28 protein-coding genes and 1 tRNA gene are annotated in these 22,711 nt (G+C 65.5%); 19 read left to right on the top strand and 10 right to left on the bottom strand.

From position 1 onward, the window contains the following. Nucleotides 1-120 precede the first annotated feature (120 nt). A complete protein-coding gene (locus MA09_RS21970; protein ID WP_051933697.1) occupies nt 121-1,800 on the top strand; it encodes a serine hydrolase in 1,680 nt (559 codons plus the stop codon). Nucleotides 1,801-1,907: 107 nt separating this feature from the next. Here the strand turns inward: MA09_RS21970 and MA09_RS21965 are convergent, their stop codons facing one another. Next, the gene (locus MA09_RS21965; protein ID WP_229440819.1) at nt 1,908-2,573 is read right to left on the bottom strand and encodes a peptidoglycan recognition family protein; all 666 of its coding nucleotides are present in this window, start codon (nt 2,571-2,573) and stop codon (nt 1,908-1,910) included. Nucleotides 2,574-2,650: 77 nt separating this feature from the next. Here MA09_RS21965 and MA09_RS21960 point away from each other — a divergent pair, with 77 nt between their 5' ends. The 3 genes from MA09_RS21960 to MA09_RS21950 all read left to right on the top strand — a co-directional run bounded on the left by MA09_RS21960 (nt 2,651) and on the right by MA09_RS21950 (nt 4,473). After that, nucleotides 2,651-3,073, top strand: a complete 423-nt coding sequence (locus MA09_RS21960; RefSeq protein WP_036253139.1) for a CoA-binding protein — start codon at nt 2,651-2,653, stop codon at nt 3,071-3,073. 70 nt (nt 3,074-3,143) lie between these two features. Beyond that, nucleotides 3,144-3,743, top strand: a complete 600-nt coding sequence (locus MA09_RS21955) for a glutathione peroxidase (protein WP_036253137.1) — start codon at nt 3,144-3,146, stop codon at nt 3,741-3,743. A gap of 118 nt (nt 3,744-3,861) precedes the next feature. Further along, on the top strand, nt 3,862-4,473 hold the full coding sequence (locus MA09_RS21950) for an OmpW family protein (RefSeq protein ID WP_152594758.1): 612 nt from the start codon (nt 3,862-3,864) through the stop codon (nt 4,471-4,473). A gap of 7 nt (nt 4,474-4,480) precedes the next feature. Here MA09_RS21950 and pabB read toward each other — a convergent pair whose 3' ends face one another. Genes pabB through MA09_RS21935 form a run of 3 tightly spaced genes read right to left on the bottom strand, consistent with a single transcriptional unit; the run spans nt 4,481 to nt 7,692 of the window. Beyond that, nucleotides 4,481-6,322 (bottom strand): aminodeoxychorismate synthase component I, encoded by a 1,842-nt coding sequence (gene pabB / locus MA09_RS21945; RefSeq protein ID WP_036253135.1) that lies wholly within the window; start codon nt 6,320-6,322, stop codon nt 4,481-4,483. 21 nt (nt 6,323-6,343) lie between these two features. Further along, entirely contained in the window at nt 6,344-6,922 is a 579-nt protein-coding gene (slmA, locus tag MA09_RS21940) for a nucleoid occlusion factor SlmA (RefSeq protein WP_036253133.1), read from the bottom strand. 26 nt (nt 6,923-6,948) lie between these two features. Further along, on the bottom strand, nt 6,949-7,692 hold the full coding sequence (locus tag MA09_RS21935) for a pyrimidine 5'-nucleotidase (protein WP_036253131.1): 744 nt from the start codon (nt 7,690-7,692) through the stop codon (nt 6,949-6,951). A gap of 25 nt (nt 7,693-7,717) precedes the next feature. Here MA09_RS21935 and MA09_RS21930 point away from each other — a divergent pair, with 25 nt between their 5' ends. Continuing rightward, nucleotides 7,718-8,620 (top strand): TraB/GumN family protein, encoded by a 903-nt coding sequence (locus tag MA09_RS21930; RefSeq protein WP_036253129.1) that lies wholly within the window; start codon nt 7,718-7,720, stop codon nt 8,618-8,620. A 22-nt stretch (nt 8,621-8,642) separates the two neighbouring features. Here MA09_RS21930 and MA09_RS21925 read toward each other — a convergent pair. Both MA09_RS21925 and argB read right to left on the bottom strand, forming a co-directional pair. Beyond that, nucleotides 8,643-8,717, bottom strand: a tRNA-Thr gene (locus MA09_RS21925). A gap of 80 nt (nt 8,718-8,797) precedes the next feature. Next, a complete protein-coding gene (gene argB / locus MA09_RS21920; protein ID WP_036253127.1) occupies nt 8,798-9,727 on the bottom strand; it encodes an acetylglutamate kinase in 930 nt (309 codons plus the stop codon). Between the two features lie 110 nt (nt 9,728-9,837). Here argB and MA09_RS21915 point away from each other — a divergent pair, with 110 nt between their 5' ends. Next, entirely contained in the window at nt 9,838-10,053 is a 216-nt protein-coding gene (locus MA09_RS21915) for a cysteine-rich CWC family protein (protein ID WP_051933695.1), read from the top strand. On the opposite strand, the gene MA09_RS21910 is transcribed toward MA09_RS21915, so the two are convergent. Next, on the bottom strand, nt 10,050-11,117 hold the full coding sequence (locus MA09_RS21910) for a PHB depolymerase family esterase (RefSeq protein ID WP_036253122.1): 1,068 nt from the start codon (nt 11,115-11,117) through the stop codon (nt 10,050-10,052). The two genes, MA09_RS21915 and MA09_RS21910, sit on opposite strands and share 4 nt — an antisense overlap. Before the next feature lie 112 nt (nt 11,118-11,229). Here MA09_RS21910 and MA09_RS21905 point away from each other — a divergent pair, with 112 nt between their 5' ends. The 4 genes from MA09_RS21905 (at nt 11,230) to MA09_RS21895 (ending at nt 13,970) form a co-directional block, all read left to right on the top strand. Beyond that, a complete protein-coding gene (locus MA09_RS21905) occupies nt 11,230-11,673 on the top strand; it encodes a thioesterase family protein (protein WP_036253120.1) in 444 nt (147 codons plus the stop codon). 178 nt (nt 11,674-11,851) lie between these two features. Next, nucleotides 11,852-11,992 carry a DUF1289 domain-containing protein gene (locus tag MA09_RS25615; RefSeq protein WP_373887864.1) on the top strand — a complete coding sequence of 47 codons (141 nt, stop codon included), beginning with the start codon at nt 11,852-11,854 and terminating at the stop codon, nt 11,990-11,992. Nucleotide 11,993: 1 nt separating this feature from the next. Beyond that, complete coding sequence (locus tag MA09_RS21900; RefSeq protein WP_036253119.1) at nt 11,994-12,917, top strand: MBL fold metallo-hydrolase; 924 nt, start codon at nt 11,994-11,996, stop codon at nt 12,915-12,917. A 96-nt stretch (nt 12,918-13,013) separates the two neighbouring features. After that, nucleotides 13,014-13,970: a nitronate monooxygenase family protein gene (locus tag MA09_RS21895; RefSeq protein ID WP_036253117.1), complete on the top strand. Its 957-nt coding sequence runs from the start codon at nt 13,014-13,016 to the stop codon at nt 13,968-13,970. Between the two features lie 113 nt (nt 13,971-14,083). On the opposite strand, the gene MA09_RS21890 is transcribed toward MA09_RS21895, so the two are convergent. After that, entirely contained in the window at nt 14,084-14,713 is a 630-nt protein-coding gene (locus MA09_RS21890; RefSeq protein WP_051933694.1) for a hypoxanthine-guanine phosphoribosyltransferase, read from the bottom strand. A 79-nt stretch (nt 14,714-14,792) separates the two neighbouring features. Next, complete coding sequence (locus tag MA09_RS21885) at nt 14,793-15,155, bottom strand: MmcQ/YjbR family DNA-binding protein (protein WP_036253115.1); 363 nt, start codon at nt 15,153-15,155, stop codon at nt 14,793-14,795. Nucleotides 15,156-15,300: 145 nt separating this feature from the next. Between MA09_RS21885 and MA09_RS21880 the strand changes: the two genes are divergently transcribed. The 7 genes from MA09_RS21880 to MA09_RS21850 all read left to right on the top strand — a co-directional run bounded on the left by MA09_RS21880 (nt 15,301) and on the right by MA09_RS21850 (nt 20,672). Then, entirely contained in the window at nt 15,301-17,130 is a 1,830-nt protein-coding gene (locus MA09_RS21880; RefSeq protein ID WP_051933693.1) for an aminopeptidase P family protein, read from the top strand. Beyond that, the gene (locus MA09_RS21875; RefSeq protein ID WP_036253113.1) at nt 17,130-17,396 is read left to right on the top strand and encodes a hypothetical protein; all 267 of its coding nucleotides are present in this window, start codon (nt 17,130-17,132) and stop codon (nt 17,394-17,396) included. The genes MA09_RS21880 and MA09_RS21875 overlap by 1 nt, the downstream gene beginning before the upstream one ends. A gap of 9 nt (nt 17,397-17,405) precedes the next feature. After that, nucleotides 17,406-18,149: an MgtC/SapB family protein gene (locus MA09_RS21870; protein ID WP_036253111.1), complete on the top strand. Its 744-nt coding sequence runs from the start codon at nt 17,406-17,408 to the stop codon at nt 18,147-18,149. Nucleotides 18,150-18,223: 74 nt separating this feature from the next. Continuing rightward, entirely contained in the window at nt 18,224-18,802 is a 579-nt protein-coding gene (locus tag MA09_RS21865; protein ID WP_036253109.1) for a DUF924 family protein, read from the top strand. Between the two features lies 1 nt (nt 18,803). After that, nucleotides 18,804-19,631 carry a Rossmann-like and DUF2520 domain-containing protein gene (locus tag MA09_RS21860; RefSeq protein WP_036253108.1) on the top strand — a complete coding sequence of 276 codons (828 nt, stop codon included), beginning with the start codon at nt 18,804-18,806 and terminating at the stop codon, nt 19,629-19,631. Nucleotides 19,632-19,808: 177 nt separating this feature from the next. Continuing rightward, nucleotides 19,809-20,186 (top strand): MAPEG family protein, encoded by a 378-nt coding sequence (locus MA09_RS21855; protein WP_036253107.1) that lies wholly within the window; start codon nt 19,809-19,811, stop codon nt 20,184-20,186. Between the two features lie 123 nt (nt 20,187-20,309). Continuing rightward, complete coding sequence (locus MA09_RS21850) at nt 20,310-20,672, top strand: hypothetical protein (RefSeq protein ID WP_036253106.1); 363 nt, start codon at nt 20,310-20,312, stop codon at nt 20,670-20,672. A gap of 21 nt (nt 20,673-20,693) precedes the next feature. Here MA09_RS21850 and MA09_RS21845 read toward each other — a convergent pair whose 3' ends face one another. After that, nucleotides 20,694-21,272 (bottom strand): molybdopterin-dependent oxidoreductase, encoded by a 579-nt coding sequence (locus tag MA09_RS21845; RefSeq protein ID WP_036253104.1) that lies wholly within the window; start codon nt 21,270-21,272, stop codon nt 20,694-20,696. Between the two features lie 53 nt (nt 21,273-21,325). Between MA09_RS21845 and MA09_RS21840 the strand changes: the two genes are divergently transcribed. Next, nucleotides 21,326-21,922 carry an alpha-ketoglutarate-dependent dioxygenase AlkB gene (locus tag MA09_RS21840; protein WP_036253103.1) on the top strand — a complete coding sequence of 199 codons (597 nt, stop codon included), beginning with the start codon at nt 21,326-21,328 and terminating at the stop codon, nt 21,920-21,922. Between the two features lie 171 nt (nt 21,923-22,093). After that, nucleotides 22,094-22,666, top strand: a complete 573-nt coding sequence (locus MA09_RS21835) for a porin family protein (protein ID WP_036253100.1) — start codon at nt 22,094-22,096, stop codon at nt 22,664-22,666. Nucleotides 22,667-22,711: the final 45 nt, after the last annotated feature.

Here is a 22,711-nt window from a genome sequence, read left to right as displayed (position 1 = left end):
TCGACCCTTTCCAGGCACCACTCGACCCATCCGGACGACCACTTGTCGGCTGCCGATTGCGGCAGGGCTGGCTGCGTACGTACAGTCACGGCACGCCATGACAAGAAAGGAATGCCGACCATGTTCATCCGTACTGCCATCTGCGCTGCGACGCTGCTGCTGTGTGCGCCGCAGCTTGCCTTTGCCACCGATACCGCACGGAGCAAGCCGCTCGACAAGCGCGCCCTCGAGGACCTGTCCGTCCGCCTGCACGCGACCGTCGCTCCCTACTTCCCCTTCGATGCGCCGGGCGGCGTCGTCCTGGTCGTGAAGGATGGCCAGACCGTCCTGCGCCGCGCCTACGGCATGGCCGACACCACCAAGGGCGTCAAGATGACGCCCGAGATGGCCATGCGCATCGGCTCGATGACCAAGCAGTTCACCGCTACCGGCATCCTGCTGCTGGCGGACGAGGGCAAGCTCTCGGTGGAGGACGAGATCACCAGGTACCTGCCGGACTACCCGACCCAGGGCAGGAAGATCACCATCGAGCACCTCTTGACGCATACCTCGGGCATCGTCAGCTACACCGGCAAGCCGGGTTATGCACAGCGGGCACCGCAGGACACCACGGTGGCGGCCCAGATCGACTCCTTCAAGAACGACCCGCTGCAGTTCGAGCCGGGCAGCGCCTGGCGCTATAACAATTCGGGCTACTACCTGCTCGGCGCCATCATCGAAAAGGTGTCCGGCCTGCCTTACCACCAGTTCCTCGAGCAGCGCATCTTCGTACCGCTCGGGATGAACCATACCGCCTACGAAGGCCATGAGCGCAGCAAGTGGCCGAGCGCCGCTGGCCACTCCCCGCTTGAAAAAGGTTTCGGTGCGGCCCGGCCGCTCGGCAAGAACCAGTCCTATGCCGGCGGCGAGCTGGTGTCGACCGTGGACGACTTGGCGAAATGGGATGCGGCCGTCGGCAAGAAGCTGCTCAAGCCGGCCACCTGGCAGCGCGCCTTCACGTCCTACCGCCTAAGCGACGGCAAGGACAGCCACTATGGCTACGGTTGGGAGCTCACCCTGATCCAGGGCGAGCCGACCATCGGCCACAGCGGTTCGACGCGCGGCTTCCGCTCCTATGGCCTGCGGGTCCCGAGCAAGGGCGTGTACGTGGCGGTGCTGACCAACGGCGACGCCGGCACGGTGGTACCGGATGTGGTGGCGCGCAGGGCGGCCGCCGTCGCCATCGGCAAGCCGCTGCCGGAATTCCGGGAAGTGGCGCTCGATGCCGCGGCGCTGGACGCGGTGGCGGGCGTGTACAGCTTCGACAAGGACACGCAGCGGGTCTTCCGCCGCGACGGCGAGTTCCTCTCCTTGCTGCGCCCCAACCGCGGCCCCCTGGTGCTAAAAGCCATGTCGGCCAGCGAGTTCTTCGTGCCGGATACGGCGGACTGGTTCGTGTTCCAGCGCGAGGCTGGCAACCCCGCCGGCAAGGTGACCGGCGTGACCTACCACCAGGACGGCAGGGCGCTGCTGCATGCGCGCAGCGGCGAGGCGCCGCCGCCGCGGATCGTGGCGAAGATCGCGGACGCCGCTTTTGACGCGCATGCCGGCCGCTACGAGATGCAGCCAGGGATGGTGCTGGAAGTCCGGCGCGATGGAAGCCGCTACTTCGTGCAGCCGACCGGCCAGCGCCGGCTCGAAATCTTCCCCTTGAGCGAGACGCGCTTCTTTGCGCGCGACGTCGACGCGGAGCTGAGCTTCGAGGGGCAAAGCCTGCAGTTCAAGCAGGGCAGCCGCAACTTTACTGCGCGCCGCCTGTGATGTTCGTAAGGTGTGCGGCTATGCCGCACGCGCGTTCAACTGCAGTATGAACAGCCGGCTCGACTTTTATAAGCTGGTTGAACGCGCGGACGGCGAAGCCGTCCACCCTACCGTTTCGCAGCCTGTTCGCCGGCCAGGCGCTGCGCCACCTTGTGCCGGAACCAATCCTCCTTCACGTAGCGGTACAGGTTCGCCCCCGGGCATACGGTTTTATCGGAATGGTCGCGGTGGCTGCGGATGTCGTCCAGCGACACCTTGTACTTCGCCGCCAGCAGCGCCATCAGATCGACCACCGCGTCGAGCTGCCGCTGGTTCGGCTCCACTTCCTCGAAATTGCCGACCACCTCGATCAGGGCGTGGCCGCTCGGGTCGTATTCGGTATTGGTGTCGCCCGCGAAATCGATGTTGCGCGCCTCGTAGACGCGGCCGTCGAGGTCGATGACGTAGTGGTAGGGGATGTCGAGCCAGCCCTTGCTGGTGCGCGACCACGATTGCAGCCGGCGCAGATAGGCCTGCGGATCGGTCCCTGGCTTGAAGGGCTCGCCCTGGTGGTGCAGGGTGATCTGGGTAATGGTGTGGCGGCGCGCTTTTGAAGCATCGGCCGGGGTACCGCCCCAGCTTGCAACGGGCACGATGGCGCGCTCCACCGCGGCAAGCGGTTCGGCACCAAGGGCCGGCAAGGCCAGCGACAGGGTAAGGGCGGCAAGGGAGAAGGAGGGCAGGCGCATGTTCGGTTCGATGAAAGAGGAGCCGGCATCTTTCCACGTTTGCACGCGGCGCGCCAGCCTGCGCGCGGATGATGCAAATCTGATAAGCTAGGAGCGACTCCCCTATCCCATCCATGAAGACCATGAGAAGCATTGCCCAGATCCTCGGCGACAGCAAGACCATCGCCATCGTCGGCCTGTCGAACAAGCCTGACCGCGCCAGCCACGAAGTGGCCGCCTACCTGCAGGAACACGGCTATCGCATCGTGCCGGTGAACCCGAGCTATGCGGGCGAGACCATCCTGGGCGAAAAAGTCCACGCCACGCTGCAGGACGCGGCCGACACCCTCGCCAGCGGCGGCCAGCGGATCGACATCGTCGACTGCTTCCGCAAGTCCGAAGACATCCCGCCGATCGCGCGCGACGCGATCGCCGTGCGCGCCGGCTGCCTGTGGATGCAGCTCGACATCGAGAACCAGGCCGCCGCCGACCTCGCGCGCGCCGCCGGCCTCGAGGTCGTCATGAACCACTGTATCAAGATCGAGCATCGCAGCCTGAACGGCTAATCGCCGCCGTGTATTTGCATGGCGCTGGCTGCGTTACAATCGCGGCATACCAACCAGGGGACATCCCGCCATGATCAAGACCACCGCCCTGCTGTTTGCCACCGTTGCCGCCGCCGGCGCGGCGCTGCCGGCCGCCGCACAGACCGCCGCCACGCCGGCTTCTCCGGCTGCCGCGCGTATGCCGATGAGCTGCCCGGCCATCCTCAAGCAGAATTTCAAGCGCCTGCAGGACGATGCCCCGCAGGACCTGTGCCAGTACGCCGGCAAGGTGGTGCTGGTCGTGAACACTGCCAGCTACTGCGGCTTCACCAAACAGTACGAAGGGCTGGAGAAGCTGTACGCGAAATACGGCGGCCGCGGCCTGGTGGTACTGGGCTTCCCCTCGAACGATTTCGGCAAGCAGGAACCGGGAAGCGCGAAGGAGATCGCCGACTTCTGCTTCAACACCTACGGCGTCAAGTTCCCGATGTTCGCCAAGAGCGCGGTTACTGGCCCCGAGGCCAATCCGCTGCACGCCAGTCTCACGAAAGCCACCGGCCAGGCGCCGAAGTGGAACTTCACCAAGTACCTGATCGGCCGCGACGGCAAGGTGCTCGAACACTTCCCGAGCAAGGTGACGCCGGAAGATCCGGTCCTGGTCGGCAAGATCGAGCAGGCGCTCGCTATGTGAGGCAGGGATCCAATAACCTTTCTAGCATTGTGGGTATTTGATCTACATCAACGATTTTTTTGCGCTGCATCAATATTCTTACCTCCGTCACTGATGACATGACGAAAGGTAAGAAAAAATGAACACCTTGTTGAAGCACGTGCTGGCGATCTCCCTCGCACTCGCCGGCACCCAGGCCCTGGCACAGGAAAGCAACTGGATGGTGCGTGCACGCGCCGTCCACATCGACCCGGCGAACGAATCCGCGCCCCTGGCGGGCGCCGGCGCCGCGGACCGCATCCACGTGGCCAGCAAGACCATCCCGGAAGTCGACATCTCCTACTTCTTCACGCCACACCTGGCGGCCGAACTGATCCTCACCTATCCGCAGAAGCACAACGTCACCCTGGACGGTGCGCGCATCGGGAGCTTCCGCCACCTGCCGCCGACCTTGACGGCCCAGTACCATTTTGCGCCGCAGGCGAAAGTGAATCCTTACTTGGGCGCAGGCCTCAACTACACGCGCATCTCGCGGGTGAAACTGCTGGGTGGCGCAGGTGACCTCGAGAACGACAGCTGGGGCCTGGCGCTGCAGGCGGGCGTGGACATCCGGCTCGATGCGCGCTGGTCGCTCAACCTCGACGTGAAGAAGGTGAACCTCCGCAGCGACGTGATGGTCGGCCGCGCCAAGGCAAGTACGGTGAATGTGGACCCGGTGCTGGTCGGCCTCGGGATCGGCTACCGCTTCTGATCTTGTTTCAGCCCTGCGGGTCGTCCAGCAGGACCGCCCGCAGCGGCCCGCGCAAGGCATTGCAGACGACGATGTCGTCCGCCTCTGCCAGCATCTCGCGCGTGATCACGCCCTCGCTGGCGTTCCAGGCCGGCGCATGCAGGAGTATGTCCCGCATCACGCCCGGCAGCACGCCGCTCGACAAGGGCGGCGTGATCCACTCGCTGCCGAAGCGCAGGAATACATTGCTGCGTCCCCCCTCGGTCAGTTCCCCGCGCTCGTTGAAGAACAGGGCATCGAAGGCGCCTTGCGCCTCGGCGGCGCGCCAGGCCGCGTCGTAGCGGCTGCGCACGCTCGTCTTGTGGCGCAGGAAGACGTCGCCCGAGTAGGTGCTTTCCTTCGCCAGCAACAGCATCACCGGCTCCCTCAGGGGCGCCAGCGGCCCCGCCTGCACGCTCATCCCGCCGGTATGCGCCACCGTCAGGCGCAGACGGTGCAGCTGGCCATGAGGCAGGGCCAGGCAGGCATCGTTCAGGGCGGCGCGGGCGGCGCCATAGTCGAACGGATAGCCGAAGTAACGGCATGAAGCGGCCAGGCGGTCGAGGTGCTGCTCGACGTGGCGGCAGCCGTCATCCGAGGAGGCGCGCAGGGTCTCGAAGATCTCGAACTCGTTGTGCAGGCCGGTGAGGAAGCGCGCCTTGAGCGCGCATTCGGCGAATTCGGAAGCGGCATCGCTGTCGTACACGATGCCGGCGCCGACTCCCAGCTCTCCCTTGCGGATGCCGCCATCGGGCGCGCCCAGTACCAGGGTACGGATCGGGACCGACAGGCAGAAATCGCCGAAGCCCGCGCCAAAGGCCTGGCCTGGCGGGGGCGGGTCGAACCAGCCGATCGCGCCGGTATAGATGCCGCGCGCCGCGGGCTCGAGTTCATGGATGATTTCCATCGTGCGGCGCTTCGGTGCGCCCGTGATCGAGCCGCAGGGGTAGAGCGCGGCGAACACCTGCTCCAGCGAGGCATCGTCGCGCAGGCGCGCCTGCACGGTCGAGGTCATCTGCAGCACGCCGCCGTAGCGGCGCACCTCGAACAGCGCCGGCACTTCGACGCTGCCGGTCGCGGCGACCCGTCCCAGGTCGTTGCGCAGCAGGTCGACGATCATCAGGTTCTCGGCGCGGTTCTTGGTATCCAGGGAGAGCGCCTGCGAACGCTCTGCGTCGAGGGCATCGTCACCGCTGGCCGGCGCCGTGCCCTTCATCGGGCGTGCCAGCAGCCTGCCGGCCTCGTGGCGCACGAACAGTTCGGGCGAAAAGGAGAGCACGGCGCTGCCGTCGGGCAGGGCCACCAGGGCGCCGTAGGGCACGCGCTGGCGCTCCCGCAGCCGCGCATACAGCTTGATGAGCGAGCCATAGGTCTCGAAGCGCAGGCGGTAGGTGTAGTTCACCTGGTAGGTGTCGCCGGCGGCGATGTAGTCGCGGATGCGCTGGATGGCATCGGTGAAGGCCGCTTCGTCGACGTTGGGCGTCATGCCGGCCACGCCCGCCAGTTCGTTCGCCGGCGCACGGGTGGCGATCCAGGCCTCGACCTGGGCGCTTTCGAGCTGCTCGCACTGTTCGAACAGCAGCACCTGCGCCAGCGCCCCCTCGCCCGGGTGCGCCGGCACGCCTTGCAGGTGCGCGCCCAGCTCGTAGCTGAGCAGCGGCACCGCGTACAGGCCGCGTGCCAGCCCCTCCTGCAGCCCGCGCAGCAGCAGCGGCCAGCCGGCGGCATCCCTGCAGCAAAGCGTGCCGGCGTGGCGGCTGTACAGGCGCGAACGGGCCTCGCCAGTGGCGCCGGCGTCGTCCAGCAGCGCGAAGACTTCCTGGGTGTCCATGATGATGCCTGGGCTGAGCCTCTATGCCGCCAGCAGCAGCGACAGCTGCAGGGCGGTGCCTTCGGCCGGGTTCTGCTTGAAGCCGCTCTTGGCGAAGCGGTGCCAGCGCCCGGTCACGTAGCTCACCAAGAGGCTGGCGCGCGCGGCGACGTCGGTCTCGAGGCCGTGGCCCTGGGTGACGGCAACCCGCAATGCGCCCTTGAAGGCCATCTCGACCTTGTCGTAGAACTGATTCATGCGCAGCTGCAGGCGCTCGTCCTCGCCCACCAGGGCGTCGCCGATCAGCACCCGGGTCATGCCCGGATTGTTGGCGGAGAAGGACAGCAGCATCTGCAGGATCGCGTGCGCCTGGTGCACACCGTCTTCTTCGCGCTCGGCGATCTGGTTGATCAGGCCGAAGACGCTGGACTCGATGAACTCGATCAGGCCTTCGTACATCTGCGCCTTGCTGGCGAAGTGACGGTACAGCGCCGCCTCCGATACCGACAGGCGCGCCGCCAGCGCCGCCGTGGTGATCTTTTCGCCCTTCGGCTGCTCGAGCATCGAGGCCAGGGCCTGGAGGATTTGCAGCTTGCGCTGCCCAGGCTTGGAACTTGCCATGTGATCCCTAGTAAGTGTTATTTGTCTTATCGCAGCCGGTGCAAGCGTGCAGGCAACTGCCGCACGGATTTTACTTTGACATCGACGTAACCGGGGCGTTTCAAGGTCCGCGGCAGCGGTCCGATGCGCGGCCCGGCTTTGCCGATCGGATCGCTCATGCGCAGGTACTGTGTCACCCACACGGTACGCAGCCCGAGCCGGCTGGCGCTTTTCAGGTTGTCCAGCGTGTCTTCGACCAGGATGCAGCGGCGCGCCGCCACGCCGTGCTTGCGCAGCAGGCGGCGCAGCATCAGGCTCGATGGCTTGGGGCGCAGCTGGCGGTGCACGTGCATGTGCTCGATCGCGACGTGGTGCGCGAAATGGCGGCTCAGGCCCAGGTGGCGCATCACGTCCGTTGAATAGCGGGTCGGCGCATTGGTAAGCAGGATCTTGCGGCCCGGCAGGCGGCGCAGCAGGGTACCCAGCCCCTTTTCTGCACGCACCAGCTTGTCGAGGGCGCCGATGTCGTGCGTGACGTGCAGGAAGTCGGCCGGCGACACGCCGTGATGGCGGATCATGCCGAGCAGGGTGGCGCCGTAGCGCTTCCAGTAGCCCAGGCGCGCCGCATCGACCTGCGCCTGGCTGGCCGGCGTGATGCCGTCGCCCAGCACGCGCGCGATATAGGTGTTCATGTTGGCGCTGATGGCGGGGAAGATCGCATGCGAAGCATCGTGCAGGGTGTTGTCGAGGTCGAACAGCCAGACGGGGGAGGGGAGGGTATGATTTGGCACGATGCGAAACTCAAGGGGGAAATGAATGCGACGACATCCGATTATAGTGGTGTTCCTCAGCCTGTTCCTGATGGCGTTCCAGGCGCTGGCCGCCGAAGCGGGCACGGCGCGAGGTGCGCTGTTCAAGGTGACGGGACACGGCCACACGCTGCACTTGTACGGCACCATGCACGTCGGCCGCGCCGACTTCTATCCCCTCGAGCCGCGCATCCGGGCGGCAGTCGCGGCCGCGCCTACGCTGGCGTTGGAAATCGACATGAAGGGCGACCCTGCCGCCGTGGAGGCCGCCGTCCAGCAGCACGGCATGTTCCCGCCCGGCAGCCCAGGCTACGCTGGCCTGGCGCCCGAACGGCGTGCGCGCATCGAAGGCGCGCTCCGCAAGCAGGGGCTCGATCCGGCCGCCGTGGCACAGTTCAAGCCCTGGATGCTGGTGACGATGCTGGCCGTGTTCGATACCGTCAAGCTGGGCTACGACCCGACCCTTGGCGTCGACGACCACCTCGCCACGCTGGCGCGCAAAGGCAAGACCCGCATCGCCGAGCTCGAGACCATGCAGTACCAGGCGGCCCTGCTGAACCGCCTGCCGATCGATGCGCAATGGCGTCTGCTGGAAGAGGCGCTGGAAGACATGGCCTCGGGCCGCCAGCTGCGCGAAACGCGCGAGATGCTCGAGGCCTACGAGCGCGCCGACCGCGAGGCCCAGGAGGGCTTGATGCAACGGGTGGAAAGCGACGACAGCCTGACTGGGAAATTCACGCGCGAGATCCTGCTCGACGAGCGCAACGGACCGATGGCGGACAAGGTGGCCGCGCTGCTGGCGCGCGAAGACAAGGCGGTGGTGGCGGTGGGACTGCTGCACCTGCTGGGACAACGCGGCCTGCCCGAGCTGCTGCGCAAGCGCGGCATCAAGGTGGAGCGGGTGTACTGAGGGGAGGTACTGCAGGGGGAAGTGGTGCCCTTGACGTGGATTGAACACGTGGCCTCTCCCTTACCAAGGGAGTGCTCTACCACTGAGCTACAAGGGCATTCGAGGTTTTCCTTGTGGCGGGAATCCCGCCACAAACAACCGAGTATTCTTTGTGGCGAAAATTTCCGCCACAAAAAATCAGTGAGACCGGATCATAGTGCCAAATGCCTGTTCGGTCAAGACTTCCAGCAACAAACTGTGTTCGATACGGCCATCGATGATGTGCACGGTATTGACGCCCGACTTCGCAGCGTCCAGTGCCGACGAGATTTTCGGCAGCATGCCGCCTGAAATCGTGCCGTCCGCGAACATCTCGTCGATCTCGCGTGCCGACAGGTCGGTGACCAGGTTGCCGTTCTTGTCCTGGACGCCGGCGATATTGGTCATCATGATGAGCTTTTCGGCTTTCAGGATCTCGGCGATCTTGCCGGCGACGACGTCGGCATTGATGTTGTAGGCCTGGCCGTCCTGGCCGAAGCCGATCGGCGAGATGATCGGGATGAAGGCATCGTCCTGCAGCGCCTTGACGACGGCAGGGTTGATCGCCTCGATCTCGCCGACGAAACCGATGTCCAGGAATTCACCCGGTTTTTCCTTGTCCGGCATGCTCATGCGGCGGGCGCGGATCAGGCCACCGTCCTTGCCGGTGAGGCCCACGGCCTGGCCGCCGTAGTGGTTGATCAGCATGACGATGTCCTGCTGGACTTCACCGCCCAGCACCCACTCGACCACTTCCATGGTTTCTTCGTCGGTGATGCGCATGCCCTGCACGAAGGTACCCTGCTTGCCGATCTTCTTCAGCGCATTGTCGATCTGCGGACCGCCGCCGTGCACCACGACCGGATTCATGCCCACCAGCTTGAGCAAGATGACGTCGCGTGCGAAACCATGCTTCAGGCGCTCGTCGGTCATGGCGTTGCCGCCGTACTTGATGACGATGGTCTTGCCGTGGAAATTGCGGATGTAGGGGAGCGCCTCGGCCAGGATCTGCGCCTTGATCTGCGGCGACACCTTGGTCAGGTCGCTGGGTTGGTCGTCGGTATTCAGGCTGCTCAAGGTTGCGTTCATGGAGGGTCCAAAATAAATGTCGCGAGATTTTAAGGCAACAGCGTAGTACTTGTGCTGATTATATGGCGTCTTGTTGTATTTTATGGGGTCGATCCCCACCGTACCCGACCATGAGCACGTTTCCAACCGGGGCGCCCCCCGTGACTACCTGCACCCGCTGCGGCGCCGAATTCGGCTGCGCCATGGCCCAGGGCAGCCTTGAACCCTGCTGGTGCACGGCGCTGCCACCTGCCGTGCCGGTGCCGCAAGAGGCTGCCGGCTGCTGGTGCCCGGCCTGCCTGCGTGCCCATATCGAGGCCGAGGAGACGAAGCGCCGGGCCGGTTAGCGCCGCGTCCGAAAAAAGCGCAGCATCTCCCGGCTCGCATCCGGCCCGCGTCCGTCGGTATAGCTGCCGCGCGCGCGCCCGCCCGACCAGGCATGGCCTGCGCCGTGGATCAGCCAGTGCTCGGCATGCACCGCTCCATCCTCGCGATGGTGCACGGTGCGCGTGTAGGCATGGCCGTCCGGCACCCGGCCCGGCTCCGCCGCGCGGCGTGCCGCCTGCAGCGCCCCCTGGGCGATGAGCTCGTCGGCATTCACCGGGTGCACGGTGGTGTCCTGGTCGCCGTGGAAGACGATGATCGGCAGCAGGCGTCCGGGCCGCTGGGCTTCCAGCGCCGCGCGCCGAAACTCGCCCTTCATGGCCGCCAGCGCCGATGGCAGGTCGTGCGCCGCCGCGAACGGCAGCCCCGAATGCACGCCCACGGCCGCATACAGGTCAGGATAGAGCGTTCCCATGATGGTCGCCATCGCGCCGCCGGCCGACAGGCCCGCCACGTAGACCTGTTCCGGATCGACCAGATATTGTTCCATGATCGCGCGCGTCATGCCGGCGATGATCGAGGGCTCGCCCTGGTCGCGCTGCTGGTCGACCGCGTTGAACCAGTTCCAGCAGCGCGAGGGATTGGCTGCCTTGCTCTGCGCCGGGTACAGCACCAGGCAGGGTGTTTCCTCCGCCAGCTCGTTCATGCCGGTGCCGTTGGCGAAGTCCTCCGGATCCTGGGTGCAGCCGTGCAGCATGACCAGCAGCGGCACTGGTTGGCCGGCATAGCTGCCCGGAACGTAGAGCTTGTAGTCGCGCGTGCCGGCCGGGTTCGTATGGCTACCGTCGATAAATTTTCCGGGTTGGCTGACGCCGAGCTCCGCTTCGAAGGGATCGCTGGCAGCCGCCGGCAAGCCCACACCCACGCTGCGCATCTGGCGCTGGGCTTCGCGCTGCATCGCGGTGGCATTTTTCAGCGTTTCCTGGATCATGGTATCGGCGGCCGCTGGACCCTTGTGCAGGAACGAGTGCACCGTCGAGTGGGTAGCGGCACGCATCTGTGCCATCAGTTTCTTGTTCAGCTTCATTGGCCCTCCTGTTCGTGCCATTGCTTGCAATCTCGCTGCCCATGCTTACGGCAGCCTTGCAACCGTGTTGCCGCAGCAAGCCAAGTGGCCGCGCATGCGCTAAGCTTCACGCATGCATCCCACCTTCCAGCCCGGCCATCGCTTCGAATGGCACTACACCGTCCCGGAGCGCGCTACCGTGCCCCAGCTTTACCACGATACCTTGTTTTGCCGCGCCATGCCGGACGTGCTCGCGACAGGCTATCTCGTCGGCATGATGGAACTTGCTTGTTTGCATGGCATGATGCCCCATGTCGACTGGCCGCGGGAGCAGAGCCTGGGGACCATGGTGAGCTTCCGCCACCTGGCGCCGACACTGCCGGGCATGCGGCTGACGATTCGTGGCGAGGTGCTGGAAGTCGAGGGTCGGCGCGTGCGCTTCCGTGTCGAAGCCTGGGACGAGCTTGAAAAAGTCTGCGAAGGGACGCACGAGCGTTGTTTGATCGACACGGAACGCTTTTCCGACAAGCTGGCGCGCAAAGCACTGGCCGCTTCAAATGTCATTGACCGGCAATAAGCCAATACCAGAATTAAAATTGAATCCTTATCGGCATTCCTCCATAGTGGGAATGTCTCTGAATTAACCCGTTCTTCGACTGCGCCTTCATCTGATGTCCCTGCCACAGAAATCACCCGCGCCAGGCGCACCGGAATCGCAAAGCCCTGTTCCTTCTCCCTGCATCAACGTGTGCCAAATGGAGCCCGATACCAAGCTGTGCCGCGGCTGCCTGCGCACGATCGACGAGATCGTTGCCTGGGGCAGCGCCGGCGACGATTACAAGCGCGCAGTGTGGGCCGAGATCCGGCGCCGCGAAGCCGAGATCGACTGGGGCTAAGGTGCGCTTGCATCCGGACCTCGGCCTGCCCCCGTCGATCCGCGTTTTCGAGCGCGGCTGGCTGTCGTCCAACAACATCCTGTTCAGCGGGGCTGCGGAAACGGCGCTGGTCGACAGCGGCTACGTGACGCATGCGGCGCAAACCCTGGCGCTGGTGCGCCATGCCCTTGGCGGGCGGCCGCTGGACCGCCTGCTCAATACCCACCTGCACTCGGACCACTGCGGCGGCAATGCCCTGCTGGCGCAGGCGTATGGCTGCCGGATCGCGATTCCGGCGCTTGACGCCGCCAAGGTGGCGGCATGGGACGAGGATGCGCTCAGCTACCGCGCCACCGGCCAGCAATGTGCGCGCTTCGGTTTCGATGCCACGCTGGCGCCGGGCGAGTCGCTGGTGCTGGGCGACCTGCGCTGGCAGATCGTGGCGGCGCCCGGGCACGACCCGCACGCGCTGCTGTTCTTCTGCGAAGAGGAAGGCATCCTGGTTTCTGGCGACGCGCTGTGGGAAAACGGTTTCGGCGTGGTGTTCCCGGAGCTCGCTGGCGAGCCGGGCTTCGGCGAGGTCGGTGCGACCCTCGACCTGATCGGGACCCTGGACGCGCGTGTGGTCATTCCCGGCCATGGCGCGGTGTTCGGCGACGTGCCCGCGGCGCTTCGGCGAGCCAGGGCGCGCCTGGATTACCTGAGCGCCGACCCGGCGCGCAATGCGCAGAATGCCGTCAAGGTGCTGTTGAAATTCCTGCTGCTGGAGCGGCGCACGCTGGCGCTGGACGCGCTTCCGGCGCTGTTGATCTCGATTCCCCTGGTCGAGCGGGTACGTAGCGGAGTGCTTGCCATGGACGCGGATGCGCTGGCGCAGTGGGCTGCCGCGGCACTGGTGCGGGCCGGGGCCGCCCGTATCGAAGGACCGCTGATCATCGACGCCTAGCCCAGAATTAGAGGTAAAAATCTAGCACGATCGTTCTTTTTTCGGGGATATAATGCCCGGAGACCTTCCCATCAACCTGACGAGCGAAAGCCCTCCATGACGCTGCCACCCGTGCTGCAACACCTGTCCCTCCCTGTCATCGCTTCGCCGATGTTCATCGCCAGCGGTCCCGCGCTGGTGGCGGCCCAGTGCAAGGCCGGCATCGTCGGTTCCTTCCCCGCCCTGAACGCGCGTCCGGCCGAACTGCTCGACACCTGGCTGACCGACCTGCAGCGCGAGCTGGCCGACTACCAGGAAGCCAATCCCGGCGTGAAGGTCGGCCCGATCGCGGTGAACCAGATCGTGCATGGGTCGAACGACCGCCTGGCACACGACGTCGAGGTCTGCGTGAAGCACCAGGTGCCGATCATCATCTCCTCGCTGCGCGCACCGCCGAAAGAGATGCTCGATGCCGTACATGCCTACGGCGGCATCGTGCTGCACGACGTGGTCTCGATCCGCCATGCGGAAAAGGCGCTGGAGGCGGGCGTGGATGGCCTGATCCTGGTGGCGGCCGGCGCCGGCGGCCATGCGGGTGCGCTGTCGCCCTTCGCGTTGGTGGGCGAGGTGCGCAAGTTCTTCAAGGGCCCGGTCGCGCTGTCCGGCTCGATCGCCACCGGCGACGCGATCCTCGCGGCCCAGGCCATGGGCGCCGACTTCGCCTACATCGGCTCGCGCTGGCTGGCCACCAGGGAATCGAACGTGCCCGACGCCTACCGCAATGCGATCGTGGAATCGACGGCGGCCGACGTCGTGTACACCAACCTGTTCACGGGCGTGCACGGTAACTACCTGAAAAAATCGATCGTGGCGGCCGGCCTGGATCCGGACAACCTGCCGGAATCGGACAAGAGCAAGATGAGCTTCGGCTCGGGTAGCGCCAAGGCCTGGCGCGACATCTGGGGCGCAGGGCAGGGCGTGGGACTGATGGATGACGTGCCGAGCGTGGCCGAGATGGTCGAGCGCCTGAAGGCGGAATACGCGGCGGCGCGGGCGCGCCTGGCGCTGGGCTGACCTGTAGGGTGGGCGGGTCTCCAGCCCACGCGGTCAACTATCGCCGGCGTTATCGCGGCGTATCTTTTTTCACCTATCACAGCGTGGGCGGCAAAGCCGCCCACCCTACAAAATCAATCCAGGCGCTTCGCGTCGGGCGTCGGAAACGGCGGCGCCGGTTCGTTCGCCGCACTCAGATCGTCCTGATTGATCGACCACAGTCCCGGCAGGTTGCGCCAGTAGTTGTACACGTCCATGCCGAAGCCGACCACGAACTCGTTCGGCAGCGTGAGGCCGACCAGGTCGGCCTTGATCGGCTTGGCGCGCTTGAGGTCCTTGTCCGCGAATACCGCAACGATCACTTCGGCCGCGCCCATGTCGAGCAGGCGCTGCTTCACGTGGGCGAGGGTCTCGCCTTCGTCGAGGATGTCGTCGACCACCACGATGGTGCGGCCTGCCACGTCCTGGCGCGGAATGACCTTCCACACGATCTGGCCGCCACGGTCGGCGTCGCCGTAGCGGCTCACGTGGATGTAATCGAATTCGAGGGGGAAGTCGAGCTGGGGCAGCAGGTGGCCGGTGAACACGACGGCCCCGCCCATGACGCCCAGCACCAGCGGGAAGGCCTTTTCTTCAGGATTGCCGAAACGCGTGTTCAGCTGGGCGGCGACGCGCGCCACTGCGGCCTGGACTTCCTCCGGCGTGACGATCTGGGTGGCGTTGGCGAGGAGCGCGCGGGCGCGGTCATGGTGGTAGTCTTGCATGGTCGTTCTGTCTTTTGGTGGCGGGATATAGCGATGGGATTATGCGCCAATCGGGTGCGCAGACGCGTTCCTGTTGGAATCAGGCTCCCGTTTCGTTGCCGATGATGTCACGCTGCAGTTTGCGGGTGAGCTTGGCGAAGACGAGCTCGTAGGAGCGGCGCAGCAGGGCCGCGAACTCCTCGTCGTCGAGCCGGGCTTCCGGTGTCACGAAGACCCATTTGGCGCGTGCCAGGTAAGGGGCCGGGATGATGCCGGTCCGGTCGGTCAGTTCGAGGAAGCGCTCGCCGTCGGCCTTCAGGCTGAAGCCCGTCGAGGGGCCGTCCTTGTTGGTGACAGCAAACATCTTGGCCCCGACCGAAAAGACGGTGTCGTGGTCCCACTTGGTGTCTTCGGTGCAGCCGGGAAAGCTGCGGCACAAGGCCTTGGCTGCCTCAAAATCCATGTCTGTCTCCTGGGCCGGCTGCTTGCCGGTCGCTCATTGTCCGAGACATTGTAGCGGATGATGTCATAACGCAATAACCGGGAGCGCCACGTCAGTGCATTGCGGCGTATCATACGTGGCTTGGAAAACAACGATGATTCAAGCCATGTCCACTCCCGCATTCGAACAAGTCCAGATGTCTGCCATTGCGGACCGCCTGGCGCGCCTGCGCAGCGCGATGGCGCGTGCCGGCATCGACGCCTGCGTCGTGCCGTCGAGCGATCCGCACCTGTCGGAATACCTGCCCGGCCACTGGAAGGGCAGGGAGTGGCTGTCCGGCTTCACCGGTTCGGTCGGCACTTTCATTGCGACCGCCGATTTCGCCGGTGTGTGGACCGATGGCCGCTACTGGACCCAGGCAGAAACCGAGCTGGCCGGCAGCAACATCGCCCTGATGAAGATCCCGGGCGCGGCGAGCCAGATGCACGTGGACTGGCTGGCGGCGAACCTGTCGGCAGGCCAGACGGTCGCGGTGGACGCGCGCGTGCTCGGCCTGGCCGGCGCACGGCAGCTAGCGGACGCCCTGTCGGCCAAGGGCATCGCTCTCCGTACCGATATCGACCTGCTCGACGAAGTCTGGCAGGATCGCCCGGCATTGCCAGGCGATCCGGTCTTCGAGCACCTGCCGCCGTATGCGAGCCTGAGCCGCCTCGAGAAGCTGGCCGCCACCCGCGCCGCGATGGAGCAGCATGGCGCCGGCTTCCACTTCATCTCGACGCTGGACGACATCGCCTACCTGTTCAACCTGCGCGGCGCCGACGTCAGCTTCAACCCGGTGTTCCTGGCGCATGCACTCATCGGCCGCGCGGACGCGACCCTGTTCGTCGGCGAAGGCAAGGTGCCGCCTGAAGTGCGCGCCCGCCTCGAAGCCGACGGCGTGCACCTGGCCCCCTATGCGAATGCCGCCACCGCCCTGGCGGCGCTGCCGGACGGCGCCACCCTGTTGCTCGACCCGCGCCGCGTCACCAGCGGCATGCGCGCCGCGGTAGCGCAGGGCGTGAACGTGGTGGAAGCCATCAACCCGACCACCTTCGCCAAGTCGCGCAAGCTGGAAAGCGAAGCCGTCAACGTGCGCGCCGCCATGGAGCAGGACGGGGCGGCCCTGTGCGAGTTCTTCTCCTGGCTGGAAGCGGAGCTGGCCAACAACGCCCGCACGCCGCTCGATGAAGTGGCGATCGACACCCACATCACGGCCGCACGACGCCGCCGTCCGAACTTCATCAGTCCGAGCTTCTCGACCATTGCCGGTTTCAACAGCAACGGCGCGATCATGCACTACCGCGCCGCGCAAGAGACCTGCGCGACGATCGAGGGCGATGGCCTGTTGCTGATCGACTCGGGCGGCCAGTACCTGGGCGGCACCACCGACATCACGCGCGTGATCCCGGTCGGTACCCCAACGGACGCGCAAAAGCGCGACTACACGCTGGTGCTGAAGGGCCTGATCAACCTGTCCTCGACCCGCTTCCCGCGCGGCACCCGCGCCCCGCTGCTGGACGCGATCGCGCGCGCGCCGATCTGGGCTGCCGGCATCGACTACGGCCACGGCACCGGCCACGGCGTCGGCTACTTCCTGAACGTGCACGAAGGCCCGCAGACGATTTCGCCGGCGGTGCCGCCGGACCCGCACACGGCGATGGAGCCGGGCATGATCACCTCGATCGAGCCGGGCATCTACCGTCCGGGCCGCTGGGGCATCCGCATCGAGAACCTGGTGCTGAACCAGGTCGTGGACAACACCGAGTTCGGCGAATACCTGGGCTTCGAAACCCTGACCCTATGCCCGATCGACACCCGTCCTCTGGTGCGCGCGCTGCTGCGCGAGGACGAGATCGCGTGGCTGAACGCCTACCACGCCACCGTGCGTGCACGCCTCGAGCCGCATGTGCAAGGTGCTGCGCGCGACTGGCTCATCCAACGCACGGAGGCGATCTGATGGCCGGCGCCCGTTCCACCCGTGCCAGCGCGGCGGTCGAGCGCCTGAAGAAGCGCACCGGGAATACCGCATATTCGATGGCGCGCACCGGCGACGGGCTGTTCTACCTGTCCGAGGCGCCGGGTGCGCCCGCGCTCAATGCGCCGCTCGAGCTGGACGACTTCGTCGCCTTCGTGAACGGCCTCGGCCCGCAAGAGGTCAAGAAGATCAGCAAGCACGACGAGGCTTTCGAAAAGCAGCTGGTGCGCAAGAAGCCGGGGGCGTGACGAGAATCCATGCCATCCAATGAGCTTCTTGCCGCCTACTGGTCCGAACCCAGCGTCGCCACCAATGCCCTGATCCTGCTGCACCTGGCCGGCGCGCTGGCACTCGGCCTGCTGGTCGGCTACGAACGTGCTTACCACGGCCGCGCCGCCGGCATGCGCACCTATGGCCTGGTGTGCATGGCCTCGGCCGCGCTGACCATCCTGGCCGGCTACCCGGACTTCTGGTACGGCGGCCATGGCGGCGTGCTGGCGCCGGTCGACCCGACCCGCATCATCCAGGGCGTGGTGACCGGCATCGGCTTCCTCGGCGCCGGCGTCATCATGCGCGAAGGCTTCAACATCAGCGGCCTGACCACGGCGGCCTCGATCTGGGCCTCGTCCGCGATCGGCATCCTGATCGGCGTCGGCTTTTACCTGGCGGCCATGGGCTTGGCCTTCTTCGCGGGCATGATCATGATCTACCTGAACCGCATCGAGACTTTCCTGCCTTCGCGCCACGCGGTGGCGGTGCGCATGCGCTTCAAGCCGCAGGTGATGCCGCGCGAAGAAATCCTGCGCCAGGCCGCACTCGAGCGCGGCTACGAGATCGCCGGCAGCTCGCTCACCATCAGCAGCGACAACGGCAGCCAGGAATGGCGCTTCGTGGCGCTGGCGCTGTCGAACCGAAGCGGCGCGCCGCTGTCCGAATTGGCACAGGAGCTGGCGGCTTTCGAAGGCCTGGAAGCCTTCCAGCTTTCGCATGCTCGTAACTAATGCAGCAATTGAATGCAGCAGTTAATAAAAATAGAACAACAATAAGTCCATCCATTCAGTACTGGGGTTCATCTATGCAAGCACAAGACGTTCTCGATTTCTGGTTCCTGCCCGAAGGCAGGGAAGGTCACGGCAAACAGCGCATCGAATGGTTCCGCAAGGACGAGGCCTTCGATACCGCGCTGCGCGAGCGCTTCGGTGCCCTCGTCCACCAGGCGGTGGCGGGCGGACTGCGCGAGTGGGACGAGATTGGCCCGCGCGGCACGCTGGCGCGCATCCTCGTGCTCGACCAGTTCACCCGCAACGCCTTCCGCGGCAAGCCGGAGTCCTTTGCCGGCGACACGCTGGCGCTGGCCAGCGCACGGCAGCTGGTCGATTCCGGCGACCACCTGGCGCTGTCTCCGGTCGAACGCCAGTTCGTCTACATGCCCTTCGAGCATGCCGAGGACGCGCACATGCAGGAGCTGGCGGTGACCCTGTTCACCGAGCTGGCCAACCAGCATGAAGGCTTCGGCGAGGCGCTCGACTACGCGCACCGCCACCGCGGGGTGATCGCCCGCTTCGGCCGTTTTCCGCACCGTAACGCGATCCTCGGCCGCGCCTCGTCCCCGGAAGAGTTGGCATTCCTGCAGCTTCCCGGCTCCAGCTTCTGACGTGGCGACGCTGAACCTGGTGGGCGCCGGCCACGTCGGCCGCGCGCTCGGGCGCCTGTTCGCCGCCACCGGCGCCTTCACCGTGCAGGACGTCCTGACCCGGAGCAGAGCCGGCGCGCAGGAAGCCGTGGAGTTCATTGGCGCCGGCCGCGCCTGCGCCACGCTTGCGCAGATGCGCCCAGCCCAGGCCTGGATGCTGGCGGTGGGCGACGACGCCATCGTACCGGCCTGTGAAGCCCTGGTGGGCAGCGGGCAGCTAGCCGGAGCGGTCGTCTTCCACTGCAGCGGCGCCAAGGCGTCCGGCGAATTGCAGGCGGCGCGCGATGCCGGGGCCCTGGTCGCCAGCGTGCATCCGGTGCGCAGCTTCGCCGATCCGCACGCGGTGGCTGCCGGTTTCGCCGGGACCTTCTGCGGCATCGAGGGTGACGAACAGGCGCTGGCGCTGCTGGAGCCGGCCTTCGGGGCGATCGGTGCGCGCCTGGTGCGCATCGACCCGGCCGCCAAGACGGTCTACCACGCGGCCGCCGTGTTCGCGTCGAACTACCTGGTGACAGTGGTCGACGCCGCGCTGCGCGCCTACGAGGCGGCCGGCGTGCCAGCAAGCGTGGCGCGCGAGCTGGCGCGCCCGCTCGCCCTTGAAACCCTGGCCAACGTGTTCCGCCTCGGCCCCGAAGCGGCCCTCAGCGGTCCGGTCGCACGCGGCGACTTCGCCACCGTGGCGCGCCAGCAGGACGCCGTGACACGTTGGGATGCCGCCACCGGCCGCCTGTACGAGGCGCTGGTGCCGCCGACCGCCGAGCTGGCGCGCCGCAAGCGTGGGGAGGCCTGAACTTATCCCGGCTTGTCCAGTGCTTTTCCAACGGATATCCAGCCCTTATCCAGCCTTTATCCAGGACTTGTGCAACCCCTTATCCAGTACTTATCCAGTGCTTATCCAAGCCCTTGTCCAAGGTTTTTCCAGCGACTTTCCATGTTCTTATCCAAAGCTTTATCCACAGGAGTTCCAATGTTCTTCACCGCCTGGGCCACCCTGGCCGCACTCGGCGTCTATTTCTGGACCGGCGTGAATGCCGGCCGTGCGCGCATCCGCCACAATGTGCCGGCGCCCTCGATGGAAGGGCCGGAAGAATTCCTGCGCTGCCAGCGGGTACAGGCCAATACCCTCGAGCAGCTGCCCCTGCTACTGGTGCCGCTGTGGCTGTGCGCTTTTTACCTGGGGGACCTGTGGGCCGCCGCCGGGGGCCTGCTGTGGTGCCTGGGCCGGATCGCCTATGCGCTCGGCTATTACCGGGATCCGAGCCGGCGGGAACTCGGCTTTATTACAGGCATGCTGGCTTGTGCGTTGTTAATTGGCGGCACTGTTTGGGGCCTGTTGCTGCGCTAACGCCAAAAAAGTGCAGTCTTTGGTCGACAAAGTTCCTGTAGGGCAATAAGCTAGGACACTGACGACGAATAACCGATCCGCCCGCCAAGGATGGCCGCGCGGGCAACAGGAGAAGGAGAAAGCATGCTGTTCTTGAAGAGCACCAGCGTTACCAAGGCCCCCGGCATCTATGAAGTCGACGTCGCTGCAAAGCCGCCGGGCAAGACTTTCGGTGTCTTCCTGGCGACCGATCCGGACAATCCGCCCCATACCGTGCTGGCAGGCCTGGCCGAACTCGGCTTCAAGAATACCCACCAGCAGAGCTATGTGCACAAGGACAAGGGCAAGGTGCTGGACCTGCACTTCCAGAAGGACGGCACCGACTTGTTCAACGGCTGGAAAGCCGAGGAATGCAAGTCCAACCTGGCGGCGATCGAAGCCCTGTTCGGCAACGTCGGCCTCACGGTGACGCCCCGTGTCATGAGCCTTGCCGAAGCCTACGCCTGAGCCTTCGCCGGGCCCGCAGCGCTAGGCCTGTACCTCTATGTGGTACAAGGCCCACGGACAAGCCCCGAATCTTTCCTTGACCGGTCGCGCCGCCATTTGCGGCACGCGGTCCGCGTCGTACACCGCCCATAGAGGGCCCAGTCCGCCCAGTGCCATCGGCTGGCCGTCAAGGTGGGTCGCCACGATGAATTTCCAGGCACGCAGCTGGCCCATCGGGATGGCGGCGGCATAGCCGTCCACGGCACGCAGGAGCACCTTGCTGCCGTCGCCGGGACGCGCGCCGGCCAGCGCCAACACATCTGCCAGCAGCGGTCCGCGCAGGGTATGTGGCTTGCCGTCGTATTCCAGCGTCGGCCGGATCGTCTGCGCCGGCAATGCCGCGATCGCGGCGAAATCCAGCGCAAAGGCGCGCGTGAAGGCCAGCTTCTGCTTGAGCATCATCTGGTCGCGTACGGGGTCGAGGGGACCGCGGTTGCTCCGGCCAATGATGCCGGTGATCGTGAGCAGGGCGGGCCCACCGGCCGCCGCCGACGGTGCCGCAGCGATGGCGGGCAGGGCGCCGGACGCAAGTGCCGCGCCGAGGAAGTGACGTTTGTCCATGCGAGAATGATGTGGTGACGGGAAATCGTCATCATAGCGATGAAAGTTGCATAATGGACTTGTTTACCTCAGCCACCACGCTCGTTCCCATTCCTATCCGTGACGGTGAGCTCGCTTTCCTGGCCCAATTGCCGCTGCCCTGGCCGAACGAGGTCGTGCTGGCGCGCCTGATTGCAGAAACCGCCTGGCGCGAGGAAACCGTCGTCGTCTATGGCAAGCGCCACCTGCAGCCTCGCCTGAGCGCCTGGCACGGCGACAAGGCCTACCGCTATTCCGGCCTGAGCCTGGCGCCGCTGCCGTTCACGCCGCTGCTCGACACCATCCGCCAGGCAGCCGAAGCCGCCACTGGCCGGGATTACAACAGCGTGCTCCTGAACTATTACCGCGATGGCCGTGACAGCATGGGCATGCACAGCGACGACGAACCGGAGCTCGGCTTGGCGCCAGCCATCGCCTCGGTCAGCTTCGGGGCGGCCAGGCCGTTCATCCTGCGCCACAAGGGCAGCAAGGAGACCCTCAAATTGCCATCGACGGACGGCAGTCTGCTGTTCATGGCTGGCCCCATGCAGGCCAATTGGATACACGGAATCAATAAAACGGCCAAGCCCGTTGGCGCACGTGTGAACCTAACTTTCCGCAAAATCGCTTAACTACTGCGCTTATTTCCGCATCTGTTCGGAGAATATCTAACGCATGAGTCAGTAATTTACAACTGCTTACAGTTTTTACGGCCTTGGGACTTTAATAAAGCGATATCGATGCTACCTTGGCAGTATCGCGATTCAATGGGAATCGCGAACCAGTCAAGTAAAAGGATTCGCATGAAAAAGCTCATCGTTGCACTGATCGCATCTGCAGCCGCCATGTCGGCTGCCCAGGCCCAGACTACCGCACCACGCGCCTACGTCGGCGCCGGCGTGGCAAGCGCCGACCACGAGTTCAAGAGGTCTGGCGCCACCAACGTCGACACCGAAGGCTACAAGGCTTCGGGCAAGATCTTCGGCGGCTATGACTTCAACCAGAGCTGGGGTGTGGAAGCAGGCTACACCGACTTCCGCAAGTCGGACGTCAGCTATTCGATCGGCGGCGTGCCCAACCGTGGCGAGACCGATGGTCACGCGTTCTATCTGGCGGGCAAGGCAACCCTGCCGGTCAACGAGCAGTTCTCGGTCTACGGCAAGCTGGGCGCGGCACGCACCAAGAGCGAGCTGGAAATGATCAACGCTTCGCAAAACATGAGCCGGAGCAAGACCGAAGCCTACGGTGCCCTCGGCGCCGAGTACAAGCTGAACGAGAACGTGTCGTTGATCGGCGAATACGAGCGCTATGGCAAGAGCAAGGACTTCGGCGCGAAGGCCGACGTCTTCACCATCGGGGCGAAGTACGCTTTCTGAGAGCGTATCTGTTCCGAAACGAAAAAAGGCCCTGCGGGGCCTTTT

The organism is Massilia sp. BSC265 (assembly GCF_000740675.1).
In the GTDB taxonomy this organism is placed as follows: Bacteria; Pseudomonadota; Gammaproteobacteria; order Burkholderiales; family Burkholderiaceae_D; genus Telluria.
This window is presented reverse-complemented; position numbering and strand designations above follow the sequence as displayed.